The organism is Streptomyces sp. NPDC017936, from assembly GCF_044328485.1.
Lineage (GTDB): Bacteria > Actinomycetota > Actinomycetes > Streptomycetales > Streptomycetaceae > Streptomyces.
The window spans coordinates 144,378-166,323 of the sequence record NZ_JBIRHK010000008.1; the positions used below are offsets into that span (position 1 = coordinate 144,378).

Below are 21,946 nucleotides of genomic sequence, written 5' to 3' on the forward strand. Positions count from 1 at the left end.
CCTCGCGTCCTTCGTATGGACGCACCGTGACGGGAGTGGAAAGCTCGAAGGACCGCGGGTGTCGCCGGAGCCGCCACCGCACGCGGAGCCGTCGAACCCGCGCCCCCGATGACCTCACCGTGTACGGGAGGCAAGACATGGGCGACAAGGCGAACCCCCACCCCGGAGCCGCCGGCAGGGCTACGGCGGCCGACCACCCCGCGTCCGTACGGAATGTGGTGCTGGTCGGCCACAGCGGATCGGGCAAGACGACTCTGGTGGAAGCTCTCGCGCTGACCGCGGGAGCGGTGAACCGGGCGGGCCGCGTGGAGGACGGCGGCACCGTCTCGGACTACGACGACATCGAGCACCGCCAGCAACGCTCGGTCCAGCTCTCGCTGGTCCCGGTCGACTGGGACGGCATCAAGATCAACGTCCTCGACACCCCCGGATACGCCGACTTCGTCGGGGAGCTCAGGGCCGGTCTGCGCGCGGCGGACGCGGCCCTCTTCGTCGTCTCGGCCTCGGACGGCGTGGACGGCTCCACCCGCATGGTGTGGGAGGAGTGCGCCGCGGTCGGCATGCCCCGCGCGATCGTCGTCACGCACCTGGAGTCCGCGCGCGCGGACTTCGAGGAGATGACCCGGATCTGCGCGGAGGCCTTCGGCGGCGACGACCCCGACGCCGTGCTGCCGCTGTACCTGCCGCTGCGCGGTCCGCAGGCGCCGGACGGGCACGCGCCCGTGACCGGTCTGGTCGGCCTGCTGACGCAGAAGCTGTTCGACTACTCCACCGGCGAGCGCAAGGAGTCCGAGCCCGGCGAGGACGAGCTGCCGCAGCTCGAGGAGGCCCGCAACCGGCTGATCGAGGGGATCATCGCCGAGAGCGAGGACGAGACCCTGATGGACCGCTACCTCGGCGGGGAGTCGATCGACGTCAAGACGCTGATCGAGGACCTGGAGCGGGCGGTCGCGCGCGGTTCGTTCTTCCCGGTGCTCGCGGCCGCCCCGGCCGCCGACGGCGCCCGGCAGGGCATCGGCACGGTCGAGCTGCTGGACCTGATCATCCGGGGCTTCCCCACGCCCCTGGAGCGTGAGGCGCCCGGCGTCACCACGGTCGACGGCGCCCCGCGCGAGCTCACGCCGTGCGATCCGGACGGGCCGCTGGTCGCGGAGGTCGTGAAGACCTCCTCCGACCCCTACGTCGGCCGCGTCTCGCTCGTCCGCGTCTTCTCCGGCACGCTGCGCCCCGACGAGACGGTCCACGTCTCCGGGCACGGGCTGGCCGACCGCGGCCACGAGGACCACGACGTCGACGAGCGCGTCGGCGCCCTGTCCGCGCCCTTCGGCAAACAGCAGCGCTCGCTGACGCACTGCATCGCGGGCGACCTCGCGTGCGTGGCGAAACTGAACCGCGCGGAGACCGGGGACACGCTCTCGGCCAAGGACGACCCGCTCCTGATGGAGCCCTGGCAGATGCCCGACCCGCTGCTGCCGGTGGCCATCCGGGCGCACAGCAAGGCCGACGAGGACAAGCTCTCCCAGGGCCTCTCCCGGCTGGTCGCCGAGGACCCGACCATGCGCCTCGAACAGAACCAGGACACCCACCAAGTAGTGCTGTGGTGCCTGGGCGAGGCGCACGCCGACGTCGCCCTGGAGCGGCTGCGCAGCCGCTACGGCGTCCAGGTCGACGTCGTCCCGCACCAGGTGTCCCTGCGGGAGACGTTCGCGGGGAAGTCCGCCGGGCGCGGGCGGCACGTCAAGCAGTCCGGCGGGCACGGTCAGTACGCCATCTGCGAGATCGAGGTGGAGCCGCTGCCGGGCGGCTCCGGCATCGAGTTCGTCGACAAGGTCGTCGGCGGCGCGGTGCCGCGCCAGTTCATCCCGTCCGTGGAGAAGGGCGTACGGGCGCAGGCGGCCAAGGGGGTCGCGTCCGGGCATCCGCTGGTCGACGTGCGGGTCACGCTCCTCGACGGCAAGGCGCACTCGGTGGACTCCTCCGACGCCGCGTTCCAGACGGCCGGCGCGCTCGCGCTGCGGGAGGCCGCGGCCGACGCGAAGATCCACCTGCTGGAGCCGGTGGCCGAGGTGAGCGTGCTGGTCGGCGACGAGTACGTGGGCGCCGTGATGAGCGACCTGTCCGGCCGGCGCGGCCGGGTGCTGGGCACCGAGCAGACCGGCGGCGGGCGCACCCTGGTGCGCGCCGACGTGCCCGAGATCGAGATCGGCCGGTACGCGGTCGACCTGCGCTCCCTCTCGCACGGCACGGCCCGGTTCGACCGCTCCTACGCCCGGCACGAACCCATGCCGGCCCAGGTGGCCGAGCGGCTCCGTCAACAGACGCAGGAAGGGTAGGGGTTGGGGCCGGGCCGCCCTCGAGTGGCCGGTGGGGAACGCGTTCCCCCGGCGCGGCGGACGGCTTCGGCCGTCCGCCGACGGACGCCGGCGCCTGCGGATACGCTGATGACCTGATCAACAGGTGTGCGGAGTACGGAAGTCGGGAAGGCCGCAGGAGCGAGAGTGGCGGCGATCGGGGGCGGGAATGACCGTTGACAGCACTTACGCGGACATCTTCGGACCACAGGTGCCGCAGGCGGGCGACGGGGGGCAGACGGCGACCTTCGCGCTGGCCTCGGCCGCCTACCGGGACAATCCCGTCGAGGACATCAAGAAGGCGGACAACGAGTGGCACCAGTCGACGGTCAGCACCGGCCGCAGCTGGGCCAGGATCTTCCGCCCCAACCTCGGCGAGGCGTTCTCCCAGGCGGTGATCGACCGCATGCTGGGCGTCGGCCGCAAACCGCTCATCCAGTCGTTCGGCACCGAGCCGCAGGTGGTCGTCGAACACTGCCTCGCGGCCAACCGCATCCGCCGTGAGCGCGACCAGAAGCTGACCGGCGTCATGGTGCTGTGCGGCCTGCTCTTCCTCCCGGGGCTCCTGGTGTGGCTGCTGGTCTTCCAGCTCCGGGCCACCATGACGAAGCAGGCCGACAGGCGGGTGTCCGGGCTGGCCACCGGCCTGCTCGTCGCCGTCGGCGCCCTCGCCGTGCTCTTCCTCCTGCGGATGCCGTTCACGGGCTTGTGGGGGTGGTACGCGCGCGGTGCGGTGGTCGCCCCGGTGGTCGGCTGGTTCCTCGCCAAGCGGATCTGCGAGAAGACGGCGAGGGACCTGCGCGAACGCTGGGACAGCCTGCTCTCCGGCAGCAGCGTCGGCGCCAAGGTCCCCGAGGCGGTGCCCACCAGCCCCAACCAGACCGCGGCCGAGCAGCTGCGCCAGTCCCTGGCCCGGCTCAGCGCCGAGCAGCAGTCCAACTCCGTCTTCTACGCCGGCCCCAAGGGCATCCTCGGCATGGGCACGCGCTGGGGCGCCTGGCAGATGGCGGAGGAGCTGACCCCGGTCGACCCGAACAAGGGCGTCCACGAGTTCCGCAGCTGGACGGTGATCCGCGCCATCCACGACCAGCTGACCCTGCTCAACCGGCAGAGCCTGAAGACCGGCGGTTTCCCGGCCCCGTCCGTCCGGCACTGGATCGTCACGCCCGTCGGCGAGAACGCCAAGGCGGTGGCCCGGCCGGAGGGCACGGACGTGGAGGCGTACCAGGTCAAGCCGAAGGCGATCGAGCAGATCTGCGACCAGCAGCAGTTCGGCGGCGGCGACCGGCACTACCTCGGCGTGCAGTGGCCGCTCTGGGACGGCCAGCTGATCATCACCATGCTGATCACCGTGACCGTGCTGCACGAGACGCTGCGCATCGAGGTCACCGGACACGCGCTCGGTCCGGTGAACGGCCTGTTCACCACCAAGCCCGAGGCCCCGACCAAGGAGGTCGCCAAGACCGTCCGCTTCTGGGAGACCCGCACCGTCAACCTGCCGCTGATCACCGCGGACGAGGTGGTCCGGCTGGCCGCGCGGGCCTCCCTGAGCTGGTACCCGCCGCTGCTGAACTGGCTCGGCGGCTCCATCGGGCTGCCCGAGCCGTTCGGTCTGCGGCACGCCTGGGCCGACCAGCCGTGGCGGCACCGCTTCATGGCCGACGACGCGCTGCGCGCGGCCGCGCCGGTGCTGCGGGTGGTGCACACGGCCGCGCTGCGGGTGCTCAAGGAGCACGACGTCGACATCGAGAAGTTCAGCTCGCGGTCGTCGGTGCTGAGCGGGGCGGTCCAGGACCTGTCCCCGAAGAAAGCCGACACCTACGACGCGTGAGCCTCCGGCGGTGGGGCGGCTCGTGCGCGGGTGGACGAGGGACCGGGGGGGGGGGGGGGCGGGGGGGGGGGGGGGGGGGGGGGGGGGGGGGGGGGGGGGCGGGGGGGGGGGGGCCCCCCCCCCCCCCCACCCCCGCTTCGGCCCTGGACGGGCCTCGTCCTCACCCGCCGGACAGGCCGGACCGCCCGGCACGACGTCACACCGCCGGCCACGCCTCCGCCAGCATCTTCCGCGTGTCCGCCAGCAGCTGCGGCAGCACGCGCGTGTGCCCCACGACCGGCATGAAGTTCGTGTCGCCGCCCCAGCGCGGCACGATGTGCTGGTGCAGGTGCGCGGCGATGCCGGCGCCCGCCACCGAGCCCTGGTTCATGCCGATGTTGAAGCCCTGGGCGCCGGAGGCGGTGCGCAGGGCGGTCATCGCCTGCTTGGTCAGCTCGGCGAGCTCCGCCGTCTCCGGCCCGGTCAGGTCGGTGTAGTCGGCGACGTGACGGTAGGGGACGGTCATGAGGTGGCCGCCGTTGTACGGGTACAGGTTCAGCACCGCGTACACGTGCTCACCGCGGCGGACGACCAGTCCGTCCTCGTCGGACTTCGCCGGGATCGAGCAGAAGGGACAGCCGTCGTCGGCCCCCGGGCCGGTCGGCTTGTTCTCGCCCTGGATGTAGGCCATCCGGTGGGGCGTCCACAGGCGCTGGAACGCGTCCTGCGTCCCCACTCCGATCTGCTGCTCCGGCTCACTCGTCATGCAAGGCAGCATATGACTTCGTCCGCTCGCGGCGTGTCGCCGGGGTTGCGGCAGGACCGCGGGGGACGGCGGGGGCCCGCGGGGATCAGCTCCCCGCGGGCCCCCCGGTGGTGGCCGTGGCCGACCCGGCGGCCGTGGCCGCCCGTCAGACCTGCGCCCGCTCCTCGACGACCTTCGCGATCTTCGCGATGGCCTCGTCGAACGGGATGCCGTTCTCCTGCGAGCCGTCGCGGTAGCGGAAGGAGACCGAGCCGTTCGACATGTCCTCGTCGCCCGCGATGACCATGAAGGGCACCTTCTGCTTCTGGGCGTTGCGGATCTTCTTCTGCATGCGGTCGGAAGAGGAGTCGACCTCCACCCGCAGGCCCTGCTTCTTCGCGGCCGCGGCGAACTTCTCCAGGTACTCGACGTGCGCGTCGCCGATCGGGATGCCGATCGCCTGCACGGGCGCGAGCCACGCCGGGAAGGCGCCCGCGTAGTGCTCCAGGAGCACCGCGAAGAACCGCTCGATGGAGCCGAACAGCGCGCGGTGGATCATGACCGGCTGCTGCTTGCTGCCGTCGGCCGAGGTGTACTCCAGGTCGAACCGCTCGGGCAGGTTGAAGTCGAGCTGGATCGTCGACATCTGCCAGGTGCGGCCGATGGCGTCCTTGGCCTGGACGGAGATCTTCGGGCCGTAGAAGGCGGCGCCGCCCGGGTCCGGCACCAGCGGCAGGCCCTGCTTCTCGGCGACCTGGCGCAGCGTCTCGGTCGCCTCCTCCCAGGCCTCGTCGGAGCCGACGAACTTCTCCGGGTCCTTGGTGGACAGCTCCAGGTAGAAGTCGGTCAGGCCGTAGTCGCGCAGCAGGTTCAGGACGAAGGTGAGCGTCTTGTCGAGCTCCTCCGACATCTGCTCGCGGGTGCAGTAGATGTGCGCGTCGTCCTGCGTGAAGCCGCGCGCGCGGGTGAGGCCGTGCACGACGCCCGACTTCTCGTACCGGTAGACGGTCCCGAACTCGAAGAGGCGCAGCGGCAGTTCACGGTACGAGCGGCCGCGCGCGTCGAAGATCAGGTTGTGCATCGGGCAGTTCATGGGCTTGAGGTAGTAGTCCACGCCCTCGTCGAGCTGCATGGGCGGGTACATGCCCTCGGCGTACCAGTCCAGGTGGCCCGAGGTCTCGAAGAGCTTCCCCTTCGTCGCGTGCGGGGTGTAGACGAACTCGTAGCCCTCCTCCTCGTGGCGGCGCCGCGAGTAGTCCTCCATGACCCGGCGGACGATGCCCCCCTTGGGGTGGAAGACGGCGAGGCCGGAGCCGATCTGCTCCGGGACGGAGAACAGGTCGAGCTCGGCGCCCAGCTTGCGGTGGTCGCGCTTCTCGGCCTCGGCGAGGAAGTCGAGGTGCGCCTTCAGCTCGTCCTTGGACGGCCAGGCGGTGCCGTAGATGCGCTGGAGCATGGGGTTCTTCTCGCTGCCGCGCCAGTAGGCGGCCGCGTTGCGCATCAGCTTGAACGCCGGGATGAGGCGGGTGGAGGGCAGGTGGGGACCGCGGCAGAGGTCCTTCCAGCACAGCTCGCCGGTCTTGGCGTCGAGGTTGTCGTAGATCGTCAGCTCGCCGGCGCCGACCTCGACGTCCGCGCCGTCGTCGTGCGACGCCGAGCCCTTGAGGCCGATCAGCTCCAGCTTGTAGGGCTCGTCCGCGAGCTCCTCGCGGGCGGCCTCGTCGGTGACCACGCGGCGGGAGAACCTCTGCCCCCGCTTCTGGATCTCCTGCATCTTCTTCTCGACGGCCTTGAGGTCCTCGGGCGTGAACGGCTTCTCGACGTCGAAGTCGTAGTAGAAGCCGTCCTTGACGGGCGGGCCGATGCCCAGCTTGGCCTCGGGGAAGAGCTCCTGCACGGCCTGGGCCATGACGTGGGCGGTGGAGTGGCGCAGGATGTTGAGACCGTCCTCGGAGGAGATCTCGACGCCCTCCACCTCCTCGCCGTCGGAGAGCACGTACGACAGGTCCTTGAGCTCGCCGCCCACGCGCGCGGCGATGACCGAGCGCTCGCCGGCGAAGAGGTCCGCGGCCGTAGTGCCCGTCGTCACCGTGCGCTCTTCCCGCTCGGAATCGCGTTGGATGATCACACGGACGTCTGACACCGGTCTCTCCTGACTGCAGGTGGGGTGCGGCGCCATACCGGGAGCGCGCGCAATAGGCGATCGTACCGACCCGCACCCGCCGACCGCGAAATCAGTCTCCTCCGTCCTCCCCTCCGCAGGCCTCCCCGAAGAAGTCGAGGTGCTCCTGGAGGGCCTTCGTCAGCCGGTCCCGCTCGGCGTCGTCCACCTGCACGGGGGCGACCCCGAACGCTCCGGCGAGCCTGCGGAAACCGCCCCTGCTCTCCAGCCGCCCCTGCACCCGTACCGGCAGTCCGACCAGGTGGGCGTGGACGGCGACGCGGTAGTCCTCCTCGCCGAGGGTGAGCCGGACGTACGGGACCTCGGCGCCGGCGAGCACCCGCAGCCGTACGCTGCCCTCGCCGCGCGGACCCGACCTGCGCAGGCGGACGACCGCCCCGGTGATCCGCGCGGGGACGGCGGGCTCCTCGCGCAGATAGCGGGCGCCGGCCTCGCGCAGCACGGGCAGGTCGCCGGGCGAGAACTCGACGGGCTCACCCGTGGCGGCGCAGCCGTCGGGCACCCCGGCCGCGGGCGCCCACTCGACGGCGATCCGGGCGCCCTCGGTGCCGCGGACGAGGGCGATCAGCGCGTCGGTCAGCTCACGGCTGGCGCCGGCCTCCACGGCGCTGTCGAAGGCGTCCATGCCGCCGGTGGCCCGTTGGTAGTCGATGGCCTCGCGGACCGCGTACAGGGCCTGGTGGAGGCGTACGGCCAGGGGGCGGGCGGGGCCGGCCGGCACGAAGGCGGTCAGACGGCGGCCGTCGGCGGCGGCCACGAGGACCTGGTCGAGCAGCGCGGCGGCGGCGCGGCGGTGCCGGGCGCCGTGGTAGCCGGCCCGCGCGCGGGTGGCGAGCGCCCCGGCCAGCAGCATCCGGCGGGCGGCGCCGCGCAGCCGCTCCTCGACCGTCCAGGCCGCGGCCCCGGCCGGGCCGTCGGGGGTGTCCCGCCACCAGCGGATCTCGTCGCTGGGCACGGCGAGGCCGACCAGTACCTCGCGGGCGGAGGGCGCCGCGCTGCGGGCCAGCGCCTGCAGCGCCTCGCCGAGCAGGTCGTCGCTGTCGGGGAAGGCACGGCTCTCGGGCACGAGCAGGCTCGTGCCGTGGCCACCGGGGGCGGGCGGGGTCCAGCGGCCGTAGCGTCCGACGGCGCCGCCGCGCCGCTGCCAGCCGTGCCGGCGCAGCAGGGCGCCCAGGACGGCCGGGTCCACCTCGGCCGGCTCGGGCGCCCGGTCCCAGTGGGGCCGGGGGTGGGGGCGCGCCGGCCGCGGGAGCTCGTCGAGGGGGCGGTGGGTCACGGTCTGCCTCCCGTCCCGACCCGCGTCATGATCTCGCACAGCGCCCGGTCGTCGAAGATGCGTGAGGTCGGTATCCGCACGGTGGTCCGGGTCCGCCCGGTGACCGGGTGGCCGGCGAGATTGACCCAGTAGCAGCAGTGCCGCAGGTCGAGGCGGTCGTGGCCGGCCCGCAGCCACTGGTCCTGCGAGCGGGGGACGATCATCACGACCAGGATCTTGTGCACCGACACCGGGGTGCGGGCGAGCTTCCTCAGGTGGTCGTTGTCGAGCGTGAAGGAGAAGAACCGGCCGGGAGGGTCCGGCGCGACCTGGTACGTCGCCTTCAGCTGCACCTTGATGGTCACCTCGTCGTCGACGGTGTGCCCGGGCGCGCTGTGGCTGACGTGCCAGTCGATGCCGTTGTCCGGAAAGGGCTGGGACAGCGAGCAGCCCGCCGCCGCCGCGACCGCGTGGAGATAGCCCACCTGCAGCGTCTCCATGCACGCGGTGGTGGCGAGGGTGCCGCGGTGGGGGCCCGCACGCTCGGGCAGCAGCCCGCCCCGCTCGGGCTGCGCGATCGCCATGACCAACAGCCTTCCAGGCAAAGAGGATCCCCGCACCGGGGGCCGGGTGAATTCCCGTGTCGAGCCCCTGAACTGCAAAGACCCGTACTCCTGTTGTGTCCTTCCCGCGTACGGCGCAAACAGCCCGGGTATCACCGAACAGGCAGAAGACGGAACACCGGCTGCCGTGGGTGAACGAGGGGTTGAGCAGGTATGGCGTGCTGGTACGAGGGCCCTTTGGCCGCGTTCGACACGGAGACGACAGGGGTGGACGTCGAGAGCGACCGGATCGTGTCGGCCGCGCTCGTCGTCCAGGACGCGCCCGGCGTCCGGCCGCGGGTGACCCGCTGGCTGGTGGACCCGGGCGTGCCGGTGCCCGCCGAGGCGACGGCGGTGCACGGACTGACGGAGGATCATCTGCACCGCAACGGCCGCTGGCCGGCGCCGGTGATGTACGAGATAGCCGAGCTGCTCGCCGAACAGGCGGGCGCGGGGCGGCCGTTGGTGGTGATGAACGCGCCGTTCGACCTGACGCTGCTCGACCGCGAGCTGCGCCGGCACCGCGCCTCGCCCCTGTCCCACTGGCTGGACGCGGCGCCGCTGCGGGTGCTGGACCCCCGGGTGCTGGACAAGCACCTGGACCGCTACCGCAAGGGCCGCCGCACGCTCACCGACCTGTGCGAGCACTACGGCGTCCCGCTGGCCGGCGCGCACGACGCGGCCGCGGACGCGGTGGCGGCGCTGGAGGTCGTGCGCGCGGTGGGCCGGCGTTTCGCGGCCCGGCTGGAGCGCCTGTCCCCCGCCGAGCTGCACGCCCTGCAGACGGCGTGGCACGCGGCGCAGGCGCGGGGGCTGCAGGCGTGGTTCGCGCGGAGCGGTTCGCCGGAGACGGTGGACACGTCGTGGCCGCTGCGCCCGGAGCTGCCGGCGGCGGCGTGACGCGGTGCCCGGCACGACCGGTCCGCGACATGCGAAAAGCCGGTCCGCGCGATGCGGACCGGCTCTCTCCCGGTGGGCGATACTGGGTTCGAACCAGTGACCTCTTCGGTGTGAACGAAGCGCTCTCCCACTGAGCTAATCGCCCGGGAACGCACTGAACAATACAGGTCCCCGCGGCCTTCCTTCAAACCGCTCGCAGGTGTGCCGTCAGTCCTCGCCGTCCGGCGCGCATCATCAGCCGGTGGTTGGCGCGGAAGAACGGCCGTCCCGGCACGGCGAACCGCCGGAGCAGCGGCTTGCCGACGTCGACGACCTGGTCGTAGCGGACGAGGGTGCCCGGACCGGCCGCGGTGACCGTCCAGCGCGCCCAGCCGTCGATGTCGCCGGACATCGTGACCTCCAGCACTCCCGCCCCGGGGTCGCGTCGCGCCTCGCGCGCGGTGAAGGTCATGGCGTACGGCAGGAGGGAGCGGATCGTGAGGACGCCGGTGGTGTCGTCGAGCCGGGTCACCGCACGGACCTGGGGCCACCAGCGCGGGTAGTCCTCGGGGCGTTCCAGGGCCGCGTAGACGGTGGCGGGGTCCGCGGGCAGGGCCCACAGGCTGCGGAAGCGGTAGTGCGTCCAGTCCATGGACCGAGTGTGCGGTACCCGGGCGGGGAGGTGAGTAGGTCCTGAGTAGCCGCGCTCATGCCGTACGGCGTGACACGGCCCACACTCCCTTGCATGACGCACCTTCCGCCCCCGGCCGAGGAGCTCCGGCTCGTCGACGCCGAACTACGGCAACTGGACGCCCGGCGGGCCTGGTTGCTGACGCGCCGCGCCTGGCTGCTCGCCTCGCTCCCGCCCCCACGGCAGCCGGTGGCGCCGCAGCCCCGGCCCGAAGCGCGCCCCGAGGCGAGCGTCCCGCGGGTCCAGAACGTCCTGCTGCTGCTCGGCGGCGTCCTGCTCACCATCGCGGCGATCGCGTTCACACTGGTCAGCTGGGGTCATCTGGGGATCGCGGGGCGGGCCGTGGTGCTCGGCACGGTCACGCTGGCCGTGCTCGCCGCGCCGGTGCTCCTGCTGCGGCGCGGGCTGCGCGCCACCGCCGAGACGGTGGCGGGCCTGGGGCTGGCGCTGACCGTGCTGGACGCCTACGCGCTGCACGCGGCGGCCCTCACCGGCGTCGACGGCACGGGGTACGCGGCGGTCGCGTCCGCGGTGCTGGCGGGGCTCTGGGCGGCGTACGGCCGTGGCCCGGACGCCCTGCGCGTGCCGCTGCCCGCCGCCCTGGGCGCGGCCCAACTGCCCCTGCCGCTGTGGGCGTTCGCGGCGGGTGCGGACCCGTACGCCGTCGCGGCCGCGCTGCTGGCGACGTCCGCCCTCGACACGCTCCTCGCGCTGCGGGTGACCGCCCGCTTCGTGCGGCCGACCGCCGTCGCCGGCGCGTGCGGCCTCGGCGCCGCGGGCGCCCTGGCGGCCGGCCTGCTGTCCTGGACGGCCTCCGGTCCGGGCGCCGCCGCCCGTGCGGCGGCGCTCCTCGTCCCGGCGGCGGCCCTCGCGCTGGGGGCCGCGCGCCGGCTGCCGCGGCCGGCCGCCGCGACGGGTACGGCGCTCGCCGGCGGTCTGCTGCTGGTGGCGGCGGGTGGCGGCGTGCTGCGCTCGGCGCTGCCCGGCGGCTGGGCCGTCCCCGCCCACCTGGCCTGCGGCATCGCCCTGTCGGTGACGGTACGGGGCCGGCTCTCCGGGCCGGTGCGGCGGGGCCTCGTCCTGGCGTCCGCCGCGGTGCAGGCGTCGGCGCTGCTGTGGAGCGTCCCGCTGGTCCTCGTCACCCTCCTGGGCCCGGTCGGCTGGGTGGAGCGGCCCTGGTCGGGTGCTCCCGCGGACGCCCGCGCCGCGGTGACCGTGCACACCCCCTGGCCGCCGTACCCGGTGCAGGCGCTCCTCGTCCTGGTGGCCGTCGCGGGCACGCTCGCCCTGGCCGTCCGGCAGGAGACCTGGCGCCCGTGGGCCCGGACCGGCGCGCTGGGCCTGGCCTGGGCGGCGTGCGCGGCGCTCCCGTCGGTGCTCGCGCTCCCCTACCCGGCCGCCCTGGTGGTGCTGGGGGCCGTGACGGCGGCGGCCGCCCTGGCGCCCGCGGTCACGGTCCCGCCGACGGTCCCGCCGACGACGCTGCCCGTGCTCGCCCTGGCCGCCTCCGTCCACCTGGCCGTCGTCTCGCTGGCCGCGCAGACCGCGACCCTGGTCGTGGCGGCGGCCCTGACCGTGCTGTTCGCGGCGGTCTCGTGGCGGCCGCGCCTGGCGCCCTTCACGGTCCCGGCCGCGCTCGGGCACGCCACCGCGCTGGCCTGCGCGACGGGCGCGGCGGCCGGCTGGGCGCCGGCGCACACCGCGCTGCCGGTGCTCGCGGTCGCCGCGGCCGCGGCCCTGCTCGCCGCACGGCTCGGCGGCTCCCCGGCGACCGTGCCGACCGAGGTGACGGGCGCGGTCGCGGGGCTGCTCGCCGTGGGGCTCGCGCTGGCCGATCCGCCGATGCTGGCCCTGGTGCTGTCCCTGTGCGGGGTCATCACCGCGGCCACGGCGGCCCGCGCCGGCCGGCGCCCGGCGGGCTGGGCGGCCGCCGTCCTGTTCGTGCTGGCCGGCTGGACCAGACTGGTCGCCTGGGACGTCACCACGCCGGAGGCGTACACCCTGCCGGTGACCGTCGCGGCCCTGGTCGTCGGCGCCTGGCGCCGGCGCCGTGAGCCGGGGACCTCGTCGTGGACGGCGTACGGCCCGGGACTCGCGGCCACGCTCCTGCCGAGCCTGGCGGCGGCCTGGGGCGACCCGCAGTGGACGCGCCCGCTGCTGCTGGGCGCGGCGGCGCTGCTGGTCACCCTGCTGGGCGCCCGGCACCGCCTCCAGGCGCCCCTGGCACTGGGCGCCTCGGTCCTGGCCCTGGACGCGCTGCACGAGCTCGCGCCGTACCTCGTCCAGGTGGCGGGTCTCCTTCCGCGCTGGGTCCCTCCCGCACTCGCCGGTCTGCTGCTGCTCGCCCTGGGTGCCACCTACGAGCAGCGACGTCGCGACGCACGGCGAGTGCGGGAGGTGCTGGGGAGGATGGACTAGCCCTGCCGGGGCCGGTTCCCTAGGACGGCATCCTGTCGCCGAGGAGCGCCAGGTTCTCGATGGCGGCGAGGCCGTACAGCGCGGTGTCGTTGGTGGACACCCAGGCGGCCTCGCTGCCCGGCACCAGGGTGGCGGGGCCGCTCAGGGGCTCCGTCTTCCAGGGCGCGGACTCCTTGTAGCCGTCGGAGTTGTAGAACTTGTCCCAGGCCCGCGCGGCGAGCTTCTCGTCCCCGGTCTGCACGGCCGCGTAGGCGTCCAGGCGCGAGTGGCCCTGGAAGAGGAGCAGGCTGCCGAAGTGGGAGCCGTAGCGTGCCGCCTGTTCGGCCTTGGTGGCGTTGAAGTAGCGGCAGTAGTCGAAGTACGCCTCGTTGAACTTCGGCATGTCGACCAGGTGGATGAGCTCGGCGCACAGCTCGTTGAGGCCGAAGACCGCGGACAGGTGCGAGACGCCGACGACCGGCGTCGTGGCGACGGCGAACTTGCCGGTGTCGAGGTCGTACAGGCCGCTGCCCTGCACGAAGCCGTTCGGCTGGGCGGCGATGCCCTCCATCGTCGACAGCACGCGCGCCTTGGCCTTCTCCCACTTCGGGCCCTTGCGTTCCCACTCCGTCAGCCACGCCGACACCAGACCGCTCCAGTCCGTGCCGAAGCCGATCGACAGGGCGTGCCGGTCGGGCGTGTAGGTGTCGGTGCGCACCTTGCGCTGCGGGTCGAGGACGAGGAAGGTCTCGTCGGAGTCGACGTTGGCGTGCATGAGGTCGCCGACCCGTTCGTCGGCGGTGAGGAAGTAGTAGTAGCGGCGGTAGGTGGTGTTGGCGATGCGCTGCTGCTTGGCGCTGTCGGCGTAGTGCTGCACGCCGTGCCGGGTGCCCAGGCCCGCCCACGTGCCGAGGTGGTAGACGTCGACCTCGCCGGTGTGCCGGGTCATCGCCTCGGCGAAGCGGAAGATGTCCGCGCGGCCGCTGCGCAGGTACGCGAACCAGAGCCAGAGGTCCGGTGACAGCTCGGAGTTGTCCCAGGCGTAGCCGCCGATGTCGTACCGCCACTGGTGCCGGACGGTGTCGTAGGTGTGCATGATGTCGCCGTAGTCCCAGAAGCCGTACCAACGGCGCATCTCCACCTGGTCCTTGTAGTAGGTGAAGAGGAAGTCGAGGTGGTCCTCGATCTTGGCCTTGGCGGGCGTGGAGCGGTCCGGCTCGGAGTACAGGCCGGGGCCGAAGACCTTGGCCTTGATGAGCTGCTCGGGCGGGGCGGCGAGCTGGGGCAGCACCCGGACGGCCTCGACCTGCTCGGCGAGCTTCTCGGGGCTCGGGGTGGAGGCGTTGGCCCAGAAGAGGAGTTCGGAGGTACGGGCGATGCCGTAGGGGGTGCCGAAGCCGGGCTCGTAGTCCTCGTAGGTGATGTTGAGGCCCTCGAGCTGCTCGGGGTAGGTGTCCTGGTCCATGCCGTCGTGGTAGAAGCGCAGGTCCATGGGCTGCGCCTCGGGCGACCAGAGCCAGAGGGTGACCTCGGCCGCGTCGGTGTGGGCGTCGCGGATGTCGAGCTGGGCGGGGAACTTCTCCCAGAAGTCCCGCAGGCCGAAGGAGAGGCCGCCGCTGACGCCGCCGACGTAGCCGAAGCCGGAGGCCCGCTTGCCGCCGCCGGCGCCGATCCAGCCGTAGCCCTTCTTGGTGCGCTTGCGCAGGGTGAAGCCGTCGGCGGAGAGCTGGGAGAGGGTGTAGTCGCCCCACTCGGGGATGTACTGCAGGCGGGTGGTGACGCGCTGGTCCCAGGTGGACGGGTCGGGCAGCTTCTCGCCGGCGTACTGGGCCGCCTGGACGGCGGCGCCCGGGTCGCGGCGCAGTCCGGTGATGCCCTTGACCGCCTCGCGCAGCAGGCCGGTGCCCTCGCCGCCGATGCGGATGTGGCGGTCGTAGGACTCGTCGCGCATCGGCACGGTGAAGCGGACGCCGAGGCCGCGGATGAAGTCGCCGCTCGCCTTGCCGGGCTCCTGCGTGCCGTCGTAGGTGAGGGTGTGCACCATGCGGAAGGAGTCGGCGCCCGCGTAGAAGTAGAGCCGGATCGAGAAGGGCAGCCAGCTGCGGCTGCCCCTGCGGTGCTTGCCGTCGATGCGGACGACCGCGCGGACGGGGCCCTTCTGCTCGACGGTGACCTCGGAGATCGCGCCGTCGAAGCGCTCGGTCTTGACCGTGCCCTGGTCCCCGTCCTCGATCTCGGGCTGCCGGATCAGGACCAGCCGGCCGTTCCTGGCGATCTCGGTGGACCCGCGGGTGACCGACTTGACGAGCGTGGCGCCGGACTTGCCGATCCTCGCGGTGATGACCCCGGTCGAGACGTCGATGGTGCCGCCGCTCTCGTCGACGGTGACCTTCTTGGCGGGGGCGGCCGGGGCGCCGGCGGTCAGGGTGAGCTTGCCGGAGCCCGAGCTCACCGCGTGGGCGGTCCACTTCAGCGACCCGTCCGGCCAGTAGGCGAGGGGCCAGGACTGCACGGGGACGGCCTTGCCGTCGGCGTCCGTGAGCGCGAAGGTCTGGTCCTCCTGGTAGGTGCCCATCGGCCAGGGCACGCCGAGGGTGGAGCCGGGGGCGGCGCCGAGGCCGCCGTCCTCCAGCCAGTCCAGGGTCACCGGAGCGTCGTCCGCCGCCTCGGCTCTCGGCGCGGCCTGCGCGTTCTTGGTTCCCAGCGTCCAGGAGAACTGGGCGGCGGCTCCGGCGACGGCCGCCGCCTTGAGGAGGGACCTGCGGGGGATGGGAGACATGGGAGGCAGCCTTTCCTTCCGTGCGGGATGCAAGGTGTGGTCAGGGGCATGACAGATGGAGGTGCGGCGCCGGGCGCCGGACCGGAGAGGGGGCACCGCCCGTCAGCGGTGCCGGTGACGCTCCTCGACGGCGACGGCCGCCGCCGCGACGGCCCCCAGGACGGGGACCGCCAGCGGCGCGGTGAACAGGGCGGACAGCGCCACGACGCCCAGCCCGCCGACGACCAGGAAGGACCCGGCGGGATCGAGCACGGTCCGGCGCCCGGCGTCCGCGAGCAGCGCCCGCCAGGAGGCGCCCGGCGTCCAGACGGCCGCCGCCCGCAGCAGGGCCACGGCCAGCCCGATCAGCGCGAACAGACCGACGGCCCCGACGAACGGACCGCCGGGCAGCCCGGCCCGCACGGCCTGGACGTCCACCCAGGCGGCGGCGCCCGCCGCCCACCCGGCGAGCCCGACGGCCCAGCCGCCGCGCAGGGCCGCCCGGAAGTCCGCGACGAACTCCCGCAGACCGCCGTCCTCGTGACGGGTGCGGCGCCGCAGATGCCGTGCGCCGGCGGCGAAGGCGGCCGGGTAGGTGACGACGCCGAGACAGGCCACGGCGATCCACACGCCGGTGAGCAGACACTCGGCGAAGACCGCGAAGCGTTCGCCGAACACGGACTCCCTGCGCGGGGAGCGGTCCTTCACGCGTGCTTGCGCCATGGTGACCGCCTCAGCCCTTCAGTCCGGACGTCGCCATGCCGTCGATGAGATAGCGCTGGAAGGCCATGAAGAAGGCGATGACCGGCACCAGCGCCACCAGCGACATCGCGATCATGCTGCCGTAGTTGGAGATGCCCTCCTGGTCGCGGAACATCATCAGACCGAGCGAGACGGTGTACTTCTCAGGAGTGTTGAGGTAGATCAACGGCCCCATGAAGTCGTTCCACGCGTTGATGAAGGTGAAGATGGCACTGGTGATGACGGCGGGCCGGCACAGCGGCAGCACGATGGACCAGTAGGTCCTCAGGTGCCCGCAGCCGTCGAGCTTGGCGGCCTCGTCCAGCTCCCGCGGCAGCCCGCGCATGAACTGCACCATCAGGAAGACGAAGAACGCCTCCGTGGCCAGGAACTTGCCCGCGACGAGCGGCACCAGCGTGTCGACGAGCTCCAGGTTGCGGAACATCACGTACTGCGGGATGAGCAGGACGTGGTACGGCAGCAGCAGCGTGCCGATCATCAGCGTGAACAGCAGGTTCCGGCCGGCGAACCGGATCTTGGCGAAGGCGTACGCGGTCAGCGAGCTGGACACCACGACACCGACCACGGCGAGGACCGCGTACATCAGCGAGTTCACGAAGAAGCTGCTGACGGAGATGCCGGAGATGCCGTCGGCGAGCCCGGAGAAGTTCGCCCAGACCGGCTTGGCGGGCAGCAGGTCGAGGCTGGCGATGATGTCCTTGCTCGGCTTGAACGAGGCGCCGACGACCCAGACCACGGGATACAGGACGACCGCGAGGACGGCGAGCGCGCCCACGTGCCAGGCGATCGATCCCGTGCGCCGCCGCTCGCTCGCGGTGCGCACGGCAGGACTGGTGGCGGTGGTCACTTGGCGGCCTCCTCGTAGTGCACCCACTTCTTCTGCGACCAGAACAGGACCGCCGTGACGAGCGCCACCGCGACCACCAGCGTCCAGGCCATCGCGGAGGCGAAGCCCATCTGCGCCTCCTTGAAGCCCTTCTGGTAGAGGTAGCAGGTGTAGACGAGCGTGGCGTCGGCGGGCCCGCACCGGGTGTCGGAGACGACGTACGCGGAGCCGAACACCTGGAACGCGTGGATGGACTCCAGCAGCACGTTGAAGAACAGCACCGGGGAGATCATCGGCAGCGTGACGTTCCAGAACCTGCGCAGCGGTCCGGCCCCGTCCATCTCGGCGGCCTCGTACAGCTCCCGCGGGACCTGCTTGAGACCGGCCAGGAAGATGACCATCGGCGCGCCGAACTGCCAGATGCTCAGGGCCACCAGGGCGTAGATCACGTAGTCCGGGTTGCCGATCCAGCCGCCCACGTCGAGACCGAAGATCTTCTGCGTACGGTCCACGACCGCGTCGTCCGAGAACAGCGCCCGCCACACGAACCCCACGGAGACGCTGGCGCCGATCAGCGAGGGCATGTAGAAAGCGGCCCGGTACAGGCCCTGACCGCGCCGCTTCTGCGCGAGCAGCAGCGCGACGCCGAGCGCGAGCAGCAGCTTCAGCGGAGTGGCCACGACGACGTACTTCAGCGTGACCTGCACCGACTTCTGCCAGCGCGGGTCCTGGAACATCGTCGTGAAGTTGTCCAGCCCCACCCACTGGGGCGGCGTGAACAGGTTGTAGCTGGTGAACGCGTAGTAGAGCGACGCGATCATCGGCCCCGCCGTGAGCAGCAGGAACCCCGCGATCCACGGCGACATGAACAGATAGCCGGCGAGGTTCTCGCGGCGCCGCCCGCGCCGCCCGGCGGCGGGGGCGGCGGACCGCTTCCCGGCCGGGCGCGCGGGCGCTTCCTTGACGAGCGTCATGGTGGTACGTCCCCTCAGCCCGCGAACGCGGCCTTGGCCTCGCTGAACAGCGCCTTGGCGGCGGCGGACGGCTTGGACTTGCCCTGGGCGACCTCACCGCCCAGCCGCAGGAACGCCGCCTCGATGACGTCGGCGCCGGACGGGTGCGGGGTGATCTTCCCGAGCACGCCGGCCGCGGCGACCTCCTCCTCGTACGCCTTGACGCCCTTGTTGTTGTCGTCGGTGGGCGTGAACGCCTCGTACTGCTCGGTCGTGGCGAGGATGCCGCGGTCGTAGCCCATGATCTTGCCGACCTCGGGGTCGTGCACCATGAAGTCGATGAACTGCGCCGCTTCCTCGGGGTGCTTGGTCCCGGAGAAGGCGCTGAGCATCAGCGAACCGAGGTACTGGCCGGTGTTCTTGCCGTCCTGGGTGGGGATCGGCGCGAGGCCGTAGTCCGACTCGCCCTCGCCCTGGTAGCGGATGGAGAAGTTGTCCCAGGTGAACTCGGACGCGGCGAGCCCCGCGGAGAGCGCGGACTTGGGCTTGACCTGTTCGACCTTCTTCGGATCGGCGACGAGCCCGGACTTCACGCGCTTGTAGCCGTCCTCCCACCACTGCGTCAGGTCGTCCTCGGTGAACCCGAGGTCGGAGTCGGTGAAGAAGGCCTTGCCGTTCTGGCGCAGGTACAGGTCGTAGAGGTACATGATGCTGAAGTAGCCGGTGTCGCCGGCGATCTTCAGCTTGTCCTGGATCGTCTGCAGCGCGTCGAAGTACTCGTCCCAGGTCCAGCCGAACTTCGCCTCGACGCCCGCCTTCTTGAACGCGTTGAGGTCGATGACGAGCGACATGGTGTTGGCGCCGACGGGGACGGCGATCTGCTTGCCGTCGACCTGGCCGTTCGCCAGGACGCCGTTGCGGAAGTTGTCCAGGCTCAGATTCCCCGCGTCCGCCTGCGACTTGAGGTCCAGCAGAACACCACGCTTGTCGTACTTACGCAGGAAGCCGACCGCATTCTGGAAAACGTCCGGCGGATTCCCGCCGGAGGCCTGGGTCTGGAACTTCTCCCAGAACGCCTCGTAGTCGGTGAATTCGGGCTTGATCTTGATCTTCGGGTACTTCTTCTCGAAGAGCGCGATCGTCTTCTTGATGGCGATGGTGCGCGGCTCGCCACCCCACCACGCATAACGGAGCGTCACCGTCCCGTCGGAGGACGTGCCGTCGTTCCCCCCGCAGCCCGTGGTCGCGGCCAGGCCGAGCGTCGCCGCCGTGGCCCCCGCCGCCTTCAGGATCGTTCGCCTCTCCACATTCCTGCTGGTTCCCACAGCCCGGCCTCCCCGCAGCGTCGTTGCCGCTTGCATGAATCGTTTCAAGAAAGCGCTTGCTGGCACAAGGTACGAGGGGGTGGGGGGAGCGTCAATGATTCGGACAGGAATTTCTCGACCGGTGGTCGTGGGCCGGCGGGGCGCCGCGGAACCGGCGTCCTGTCCTCGGCGGGGCGAACGCGCAGGTCGGGCACGCCTGTTCGGCCGCCCGGACAGCGGCGGGCGGGCCGCACGGTCGTGGCGGGCGGCCGGAATCCGCCTGGTGCGGCGGGGCCGGAGGGGTGGCGGAGGCAGGGCGGCACCGGGGAGGGGAGGTGCTGTAGGGGGCGGGAAGTGCTGAGACGCGGAAAGCGCTGAGACCGGGGAGAAGCCGGGGCGAGGAGGGATCGGGGCGAGGATGCTTGCACCGGGGCCGGAACCGGCCCGGTCGGACCTCGACACCGGGAAGCGGAGAACGGGAGCCGACCGCAGGGCCCGTCACTCGGGGCAGCCTCGCGGGATCACCACGCGGGTCGTCGATCGCCACGCGGGTCGTCACTCGAGGATCAGCTGCGCGGGGGCGCCGCACGGGGTCTCCGCGCGGGGATCAGCCACGAGGGCCGGCGGTCGGTCGCAGCGGTCGGCCAGACGGTGGGGCCACCGGGCGCCCGGTCCGAACAGCGGATCCGGTCGCGCGAGCACTGGGTCCGGTCACCGGGCACCGGGCACCGGGTCCGATCACCGGGTACCGGAGGGGGCCGGCGCGAACGACGGCGGCCGTCCGGAGACCGACACGCACGGCGACCGGCCGTCCCGAGACCGGCACACACGGCGACCGGCCGTCCGTCACGCGCAGGAGCCCTTCGCGGCGGAGCGAGCCCCGGGCGGGAGCCGTCCACGGTGGAGCGAGCCCCGTGCAGGTGGTCGACACGGGCCGTACGGACGTCCCGGAGGGAGGGACCGCCCGCACACGACGGCGGCCCGTCTGCTGTCTCGCAGACGGGCCGCCGTGCCGGGTGGGCGATACTGGGTTCGAACCAGTGACCTCTTCGGTGTGAACGAAGCGCTCTCCCACTGAGCTAATCGCCCGGGCGCAGGAAGAACATTACCCCATGTCAGGGGGTGCCTGTGACCGCGGTCGGCCGCCTCCGGCACCCCCGGCCGCGGCTCACTGGTCCTTGATCTTCCACGGCATCTCGAAGCCGAACTTCCACAGGTAGACCCCCAGGATCGCCGCGATGATCACGAGGCCGATCGAGGTCAGGACGATGTTGCGGCGCCGGACCTTCGGATCGAGGGCCCGCGCGGCCGCCTCGGTGACCTTGCGCTTGGTCCAGCGCAGCACCAGCTGGGCCCAGACGAACTCGGTCGCCCAGATCGCCATGCCGCCGAAGATCACGACCCAGCCGGGTCCGGGCAGCGGCAGCATGATGATGCCGGCGACGACCACCGCGAGACCGACCACGAAGATCCCGACCTGCCAGCTCAGGTGCAGGATCCGGCGCGACTTGATGAACTCGGGCGCCCGGGAGCCGAGCCCCTGGGCCTGCTCCTGCGCCGCCCCGTCGGCCTTCTCGTCGTCCGCCGCCATGGCGACCTCGCCCGGCTCGTCACTCCCCGTATTCATACGGCCAAACCCTACCTGAAGAGATTCGTGTCACCGTGATGGTGGTACTTCCCGAACGATCTCTCCGCCGGAAGAGTTACGTAAACGCACACAAAACACGCAGAGGGGTTTACAACGGCACCGTAGGTGGCATGTCGATTTCGCCGACGTGCGAATCCCCGAGCGCACACTGAGCGAAAGGCCCTGGCGCTTATGAACACCACGGTCAGCTGCGAGCTGCACCTGCGCCTCGTTGTGTCGAGCGAGTCCTCCCTGCCTGTCCCCGCAGGCCTGCGGTACGACACGGCCGACCCCTACGCCGTGCACGCCACCTTCCACACCGGAGCCGAGGAGACCGTCGAGTGGGTGTTCGCCCGCGACCTCCTCGCGGAGGGCCTGCACCGGCCCACCGGCACCGGCGACGTCCGCGTCTGGCCGTCGCGCAGCCACGGTCAGGGCGTCGTGTGCATCGCCCTGAGCTCCCCCGAGGGGGAGGCCCTGCTCGAGGCCCCGGCGCGGGCCCTGGAGTCCTTCCTGAAGCGCACGGACGCGGCCGTGCCCCCGGGCACGGAGCACCGTCACTTCGACCTCGATCAGGAGCTCTCGCACATCCTGGCGGAAAGCTAGGGCGAGACCCCCACAGAGCCGCCCGGCGCCGTCCACTCGGGGAGACGGCTCGGGCCGGAACAACCGCATAGGGCATGCGTCGGGGGGGGGGGGCCCGGGGGCCCCGGGGGGGGCCCCCCCCCGCCCCCCGGGGGCACGCGGCGCTGGCAACCGCGCGGCGCCCCCCGCCCCGCCCCGCACCCGGCCCCCCACGCCGCG

Annotated in this window: 16 protein-coding genes and 2 tRNA genes; 5 read left to right on the plus strand and 13 right to left on the minus strand. The window is 72.3% G+C overall.

The genetic code is table 11. The annotated features are described in order from the left end of the window. The first annotated feature begins 137 nt into the window (after positions 1–137). Together ACH4F6_RS18470 and ACH4F6_RS18475 are read left to right on the plus strand one after the other, a co-directional pair. Positions 138–2,333, plus strand: coding sequence for an elongation factor G-like protein EF-G2 (locus tag ACH4F6_RS18470; RefSeq protein ID WP_397961260.1), 2,196 nt, complete (start codon positions 138–140; stop codon positions 2,331–2,333). A gap of 187 nt (positions 2,334–2,520) precedes the next feature. Continuing rightward, a complete protein-coding gene (locus ACH4F6_RS18475; protein ID WP_397961261.1) occupies positions 2,521–4,182 on the plus strand; it encodes a hypothetical protein in 1,662 nt (553 codons plus the stop codon). Positions 4,183–4,378: 196 nt separating this feature from the next. Here the strand turns inward: ACH4F6_RS18475 and ACH4F6_RS18480 are convergent, their stop codons facing one another. From ACH4F6_RS18480 to ACH4F6_RS18495, 4 genes are all read right to left on the minus strand, one after another. Continuing rightward, positions 4,379–4,939, minus strand: coding sequence for an HIT family protein (locus ACH4F6_RS18480; protein WP_397961262.1), 561 nt, complete (start codon positions 4,937–4,939; stop codon positions 4,379–4,381). A 133-nt stretch (positions 4,940–5,072) separates the two neighbouring features. Then, positions 5,073–7,049 carry a threonine--tRNA ligase gene (gene thrS, locus ACH4F6_RS18485; protein WP_397961263.1) on the minus strand — a complete coding sequence of 659 codons (1,977 nt, stop codon included), beginning with the start codon at positions 7,047–7,049 and terminating at the stop codon, positions 5,073–5,075. Between the two features lie 91 nt (positions 7,050–7,140). After that, entirely contained in the window at positions 7,141–8,364 is a 1,224-nt protein-coding gene (locus tag ACH4F6_RS18490) for a hypothetical protein (RefSeq protein ID WP_397961264.1), read from the minus strand. Continuing rightward, positions 8,361–8,927, minus strand: coding sequence for a DUF4365 domain-containing protein (locus ACH4F6_RS18495; protein WP_397961265.1), 567 nt, complete (start codon positions 8,925–8,927; stop codon positions 8,361–8,363). The genes ACH4F6_RS18490 and ACH4F6_RS18495 overlap by 4 nt, the downstream gene beginning before the upstream one ends. 192 nt (positions 8,928–9,119) lie before the next feature. Between ACH4F6_RS18495 and ACH4F6_RS18500 the strand changes: the two genes are divergently transcribed. Continuing rightward, positions 9,120–9,845, plus strand: coding sequence for a 3'-5' exonuclease (locus ACH4F6_RS18500; protein WP_397961266.1), 726 nt, complete (start codon positions 9,120–9,122; stop codon positions 9,843–9,845). A gap of 73 nt (positions 9,846–9,918) precedes the next feature. Here ACH4F6_RS18500 and ACH4F6_RS18505 read toward each other — a convergent pair. Both ACH4F6_RS18505 and ACH4F6_RS18510 read right to left on the minus strand, forming a co-directional pair. Next, a tRNA-Val gene (locus tag ACH4F6_RS18505) sits at positions 9,919–9,990 on the minus strand. A gap of 39 nt (positions 9,991–10,029) precedes the next feature. Beyond that, positions 10,030–10,476, minus strand: coding sequence for an SRPBCC family protein (locus ACH4F6_RS18510; RefSeq protein ID WP_397961267.1), 447 nt, complete (start codon positions 10,474–10,476; stop codon positions 10,030–10,032). A gap of 57 nt (positions 10,477–10,533) precedes the next feature. Between ACH4F6_RS18510 and ACH4F6_RS18515 the strand changes: the two genes are divergently transcribed. Then, a complete protein-coding gene (locus tag ACH4F6_RS18515; protein ID WP_397961268.1) occupies positions 10,534–12,933 on the plus strand; it encodes an SCO7613 C-terminal domain-containing membrane protein in 2,400 nt (799 codons plus the stop codon). A gap of 19 nt (positions 12,934–12,952) precedes the next feature. Here ACH4F6_RS18515 and ACH4F6_RS18520 read toward each other — a convergent pair whose 3' ends face one another. From ACH4F6_RS18520 to ACH4F6_RS18550, 7 genes are all read right to left on the minus strand, one after another. Further along, entirely contained in the window at positions 12,953–15,691 is a 2,739-nt protein-coding gene (locus tag ACH4F6_RS18520) for a Tat pathway signal sequence domain protein (protein ID WP_397961269.1), read from the minus strand. A gap of 102 nt (positions 15,692–15,793) precedes the next feature. Further along, complete coding sequence (locus tag ACH4F6_RS18525; protein WP_397961270.1) at positions 15,794–16,393, minus strand: hypothetical protein; 600 nt, start codon at positions 16,391–16,393, stop codon at positions 15,794–15,796. 10 nt (positions 16,394–16,403) lie between these two features. Continuing rightward, the gene (locus tag ACH4F6_RS18530) at positions 16,404–17,279 is read right to left on the minus strand and encodes a carbohydrate ABC transporter permease (protein ID WP_397961271.1); all 876 of its coding nucleotides are present in this window, start codon (positions 17,277–17,279) and stop codon (positions 16,404–16,406) included. After that, the gene (locus ACH4F6_RS18535) at positions 17,276–18,232 is read right to left on the minus strand and encodes a carbohydrate ABC transporter permease (RefSeq protein WP_397961272.1); all 957 of its coding nucleotides are present in this window, start codon (positions 18,230–18,232) and stop codon (positions 17,276–17,278) included. Before ACH4F6_RS18535 ends, ACH4F6_RS18530 begins: the two co-directional genes overlap by 4 nt. A 14-nt stretch (positions 18,233–18,246) precedes the next feature. Continuing rightward, positions 18,247–19,536: an extracellular solute-binding protein gene (locus ACH4F6_RS18540; RefSeq protein ID WP_397961273.1), complete on the minus strand. Its 1,290-nt coding sequence runs from the start codon at positions 19,534–19,536 to the stop codon at positions 18,247–18,249. Positions 19,537–20,532: 996 nt separating this feature from the next. Next, positions 20,533–20,604 (minus strand) — tRNA-Val (locus ACH4F6_RS18545). A 79-nt stretch (positions 20,605–20,683) separates the two neighbouring features. Beyond that, a complete protein-coding gene (locus ACH4F6_RS18550; protein WP_397961274.1) occupies positions 20,684–21,142 on the minus strand; it encodes a TIGR02611 family protein in 459 nt (152 codons plus the stop codon). A gap of 192 nt (positions 21,143–21,334) precedes the next feature. Between ACH4F6_RS18550 and ACH4F6_RS18555 the strand changes: the two genes are divergently transcribed. Next, entirely contained in the window at positions 21,335–21,748 is a 414-nt protein-coding gene (locus ACH4F6_RS18555) for an SsgA family sporulation/cell division regulator (RefSeq protein WP_004002642.1), read from the plus strand. The last annotated feature ends 198 nt before the right edge of the window (positions 21,749–21,946 follow it).

Bases quoted from the DNA above. Each gene is read 5' to 3' on its own strand.
- ACH4F6_RS18500 (WP_397961266.1), top strand. From the start codon at position 9,120: ATGGCGTGCTGGTACGAGGGCCCTTTGGCCGCGTTCGACACGGAGACG.
- ACH4F6_RS18480 (WP_397961262.1), bottom strand. From the start codon at position 4,939: ATGCTGCCTTGCATGACGAGTGAGCCGGAGCAGCAGATCGGAGTGGGG.
- ACH4F6_RS18515 (WP_397961268.1), top strand. From the start codon at position 10,534: ATGCCGTACGGCGTGACACGGCCCACACTCCCTTGCATGACGCACCTT.
- ACH4F6_RS18510 (WP_397961267.1), bottom strand. From the start codon at position 10,476: ATGGACTGGACGCACTACCGCTTCCGCAGCCTGTGGGCCCTGCCCGCG.
- ACH4F6_RS18525 (WP_397961270.1), bottom strand. From the start codon at position 16,393: ATGGCGCAAGCACGCGTGAAGGACCGCTCCCCGCGCAGGGAGTCCGTG.
- ACH4F6_RS18470 (WP_397961260.1), top strand. From the start codon at position 138: ATGGGCGACAAGGCGAACCCCCACCCCGGAGCCGCCGGCAGGGCTACG.
- ACH4F6_RS18550 (WP_397961274.1), bottom strand. From the start codon at position 21,142: ATGAATACGGGGAGTGACGAGCCGGGCGAGGTCGCCATGGCGGCGGAC.
- ACH4F6_RS18555 (WP_004002642.1), top strand. From the start codon at position 21,335: ATGAACACCACGGTCAGCTGCGAGCTGCACCTGCGCCTCGTTGTGTCG.
- ACH4F6_RS18535 (WP_397961272.1), bottom strand. From the start codon at position 18,232: ATGACGCTCGTCAAGGAAGCGCCCGCGCGCCCGGCCGGGAAGCGGTCC.
- ACH4F6_RS18495 (WP_397961265.1), bottom strand. From the start codon at position 8,927: ATGGCGATCGCGCAGCCCGAGCGGGGCGGGCTGCTGCCCGAGCGTGCG.
- ACH4F6_RS18475 (WP_397961261.1), top strand. From the start codon at position 2,521: ATGACCGTTGACAGCACTTACGCGGACATCTTCGGACCACAGGTGCCG.
- ACH4F6_RS18520 (WP_397961269.1), bottom strand. From the start codon at position 15,691: ATGTCTCCCATCCCCCGCAGGTCCCTCCTCAAGGCGGCGGCCGTCGCC.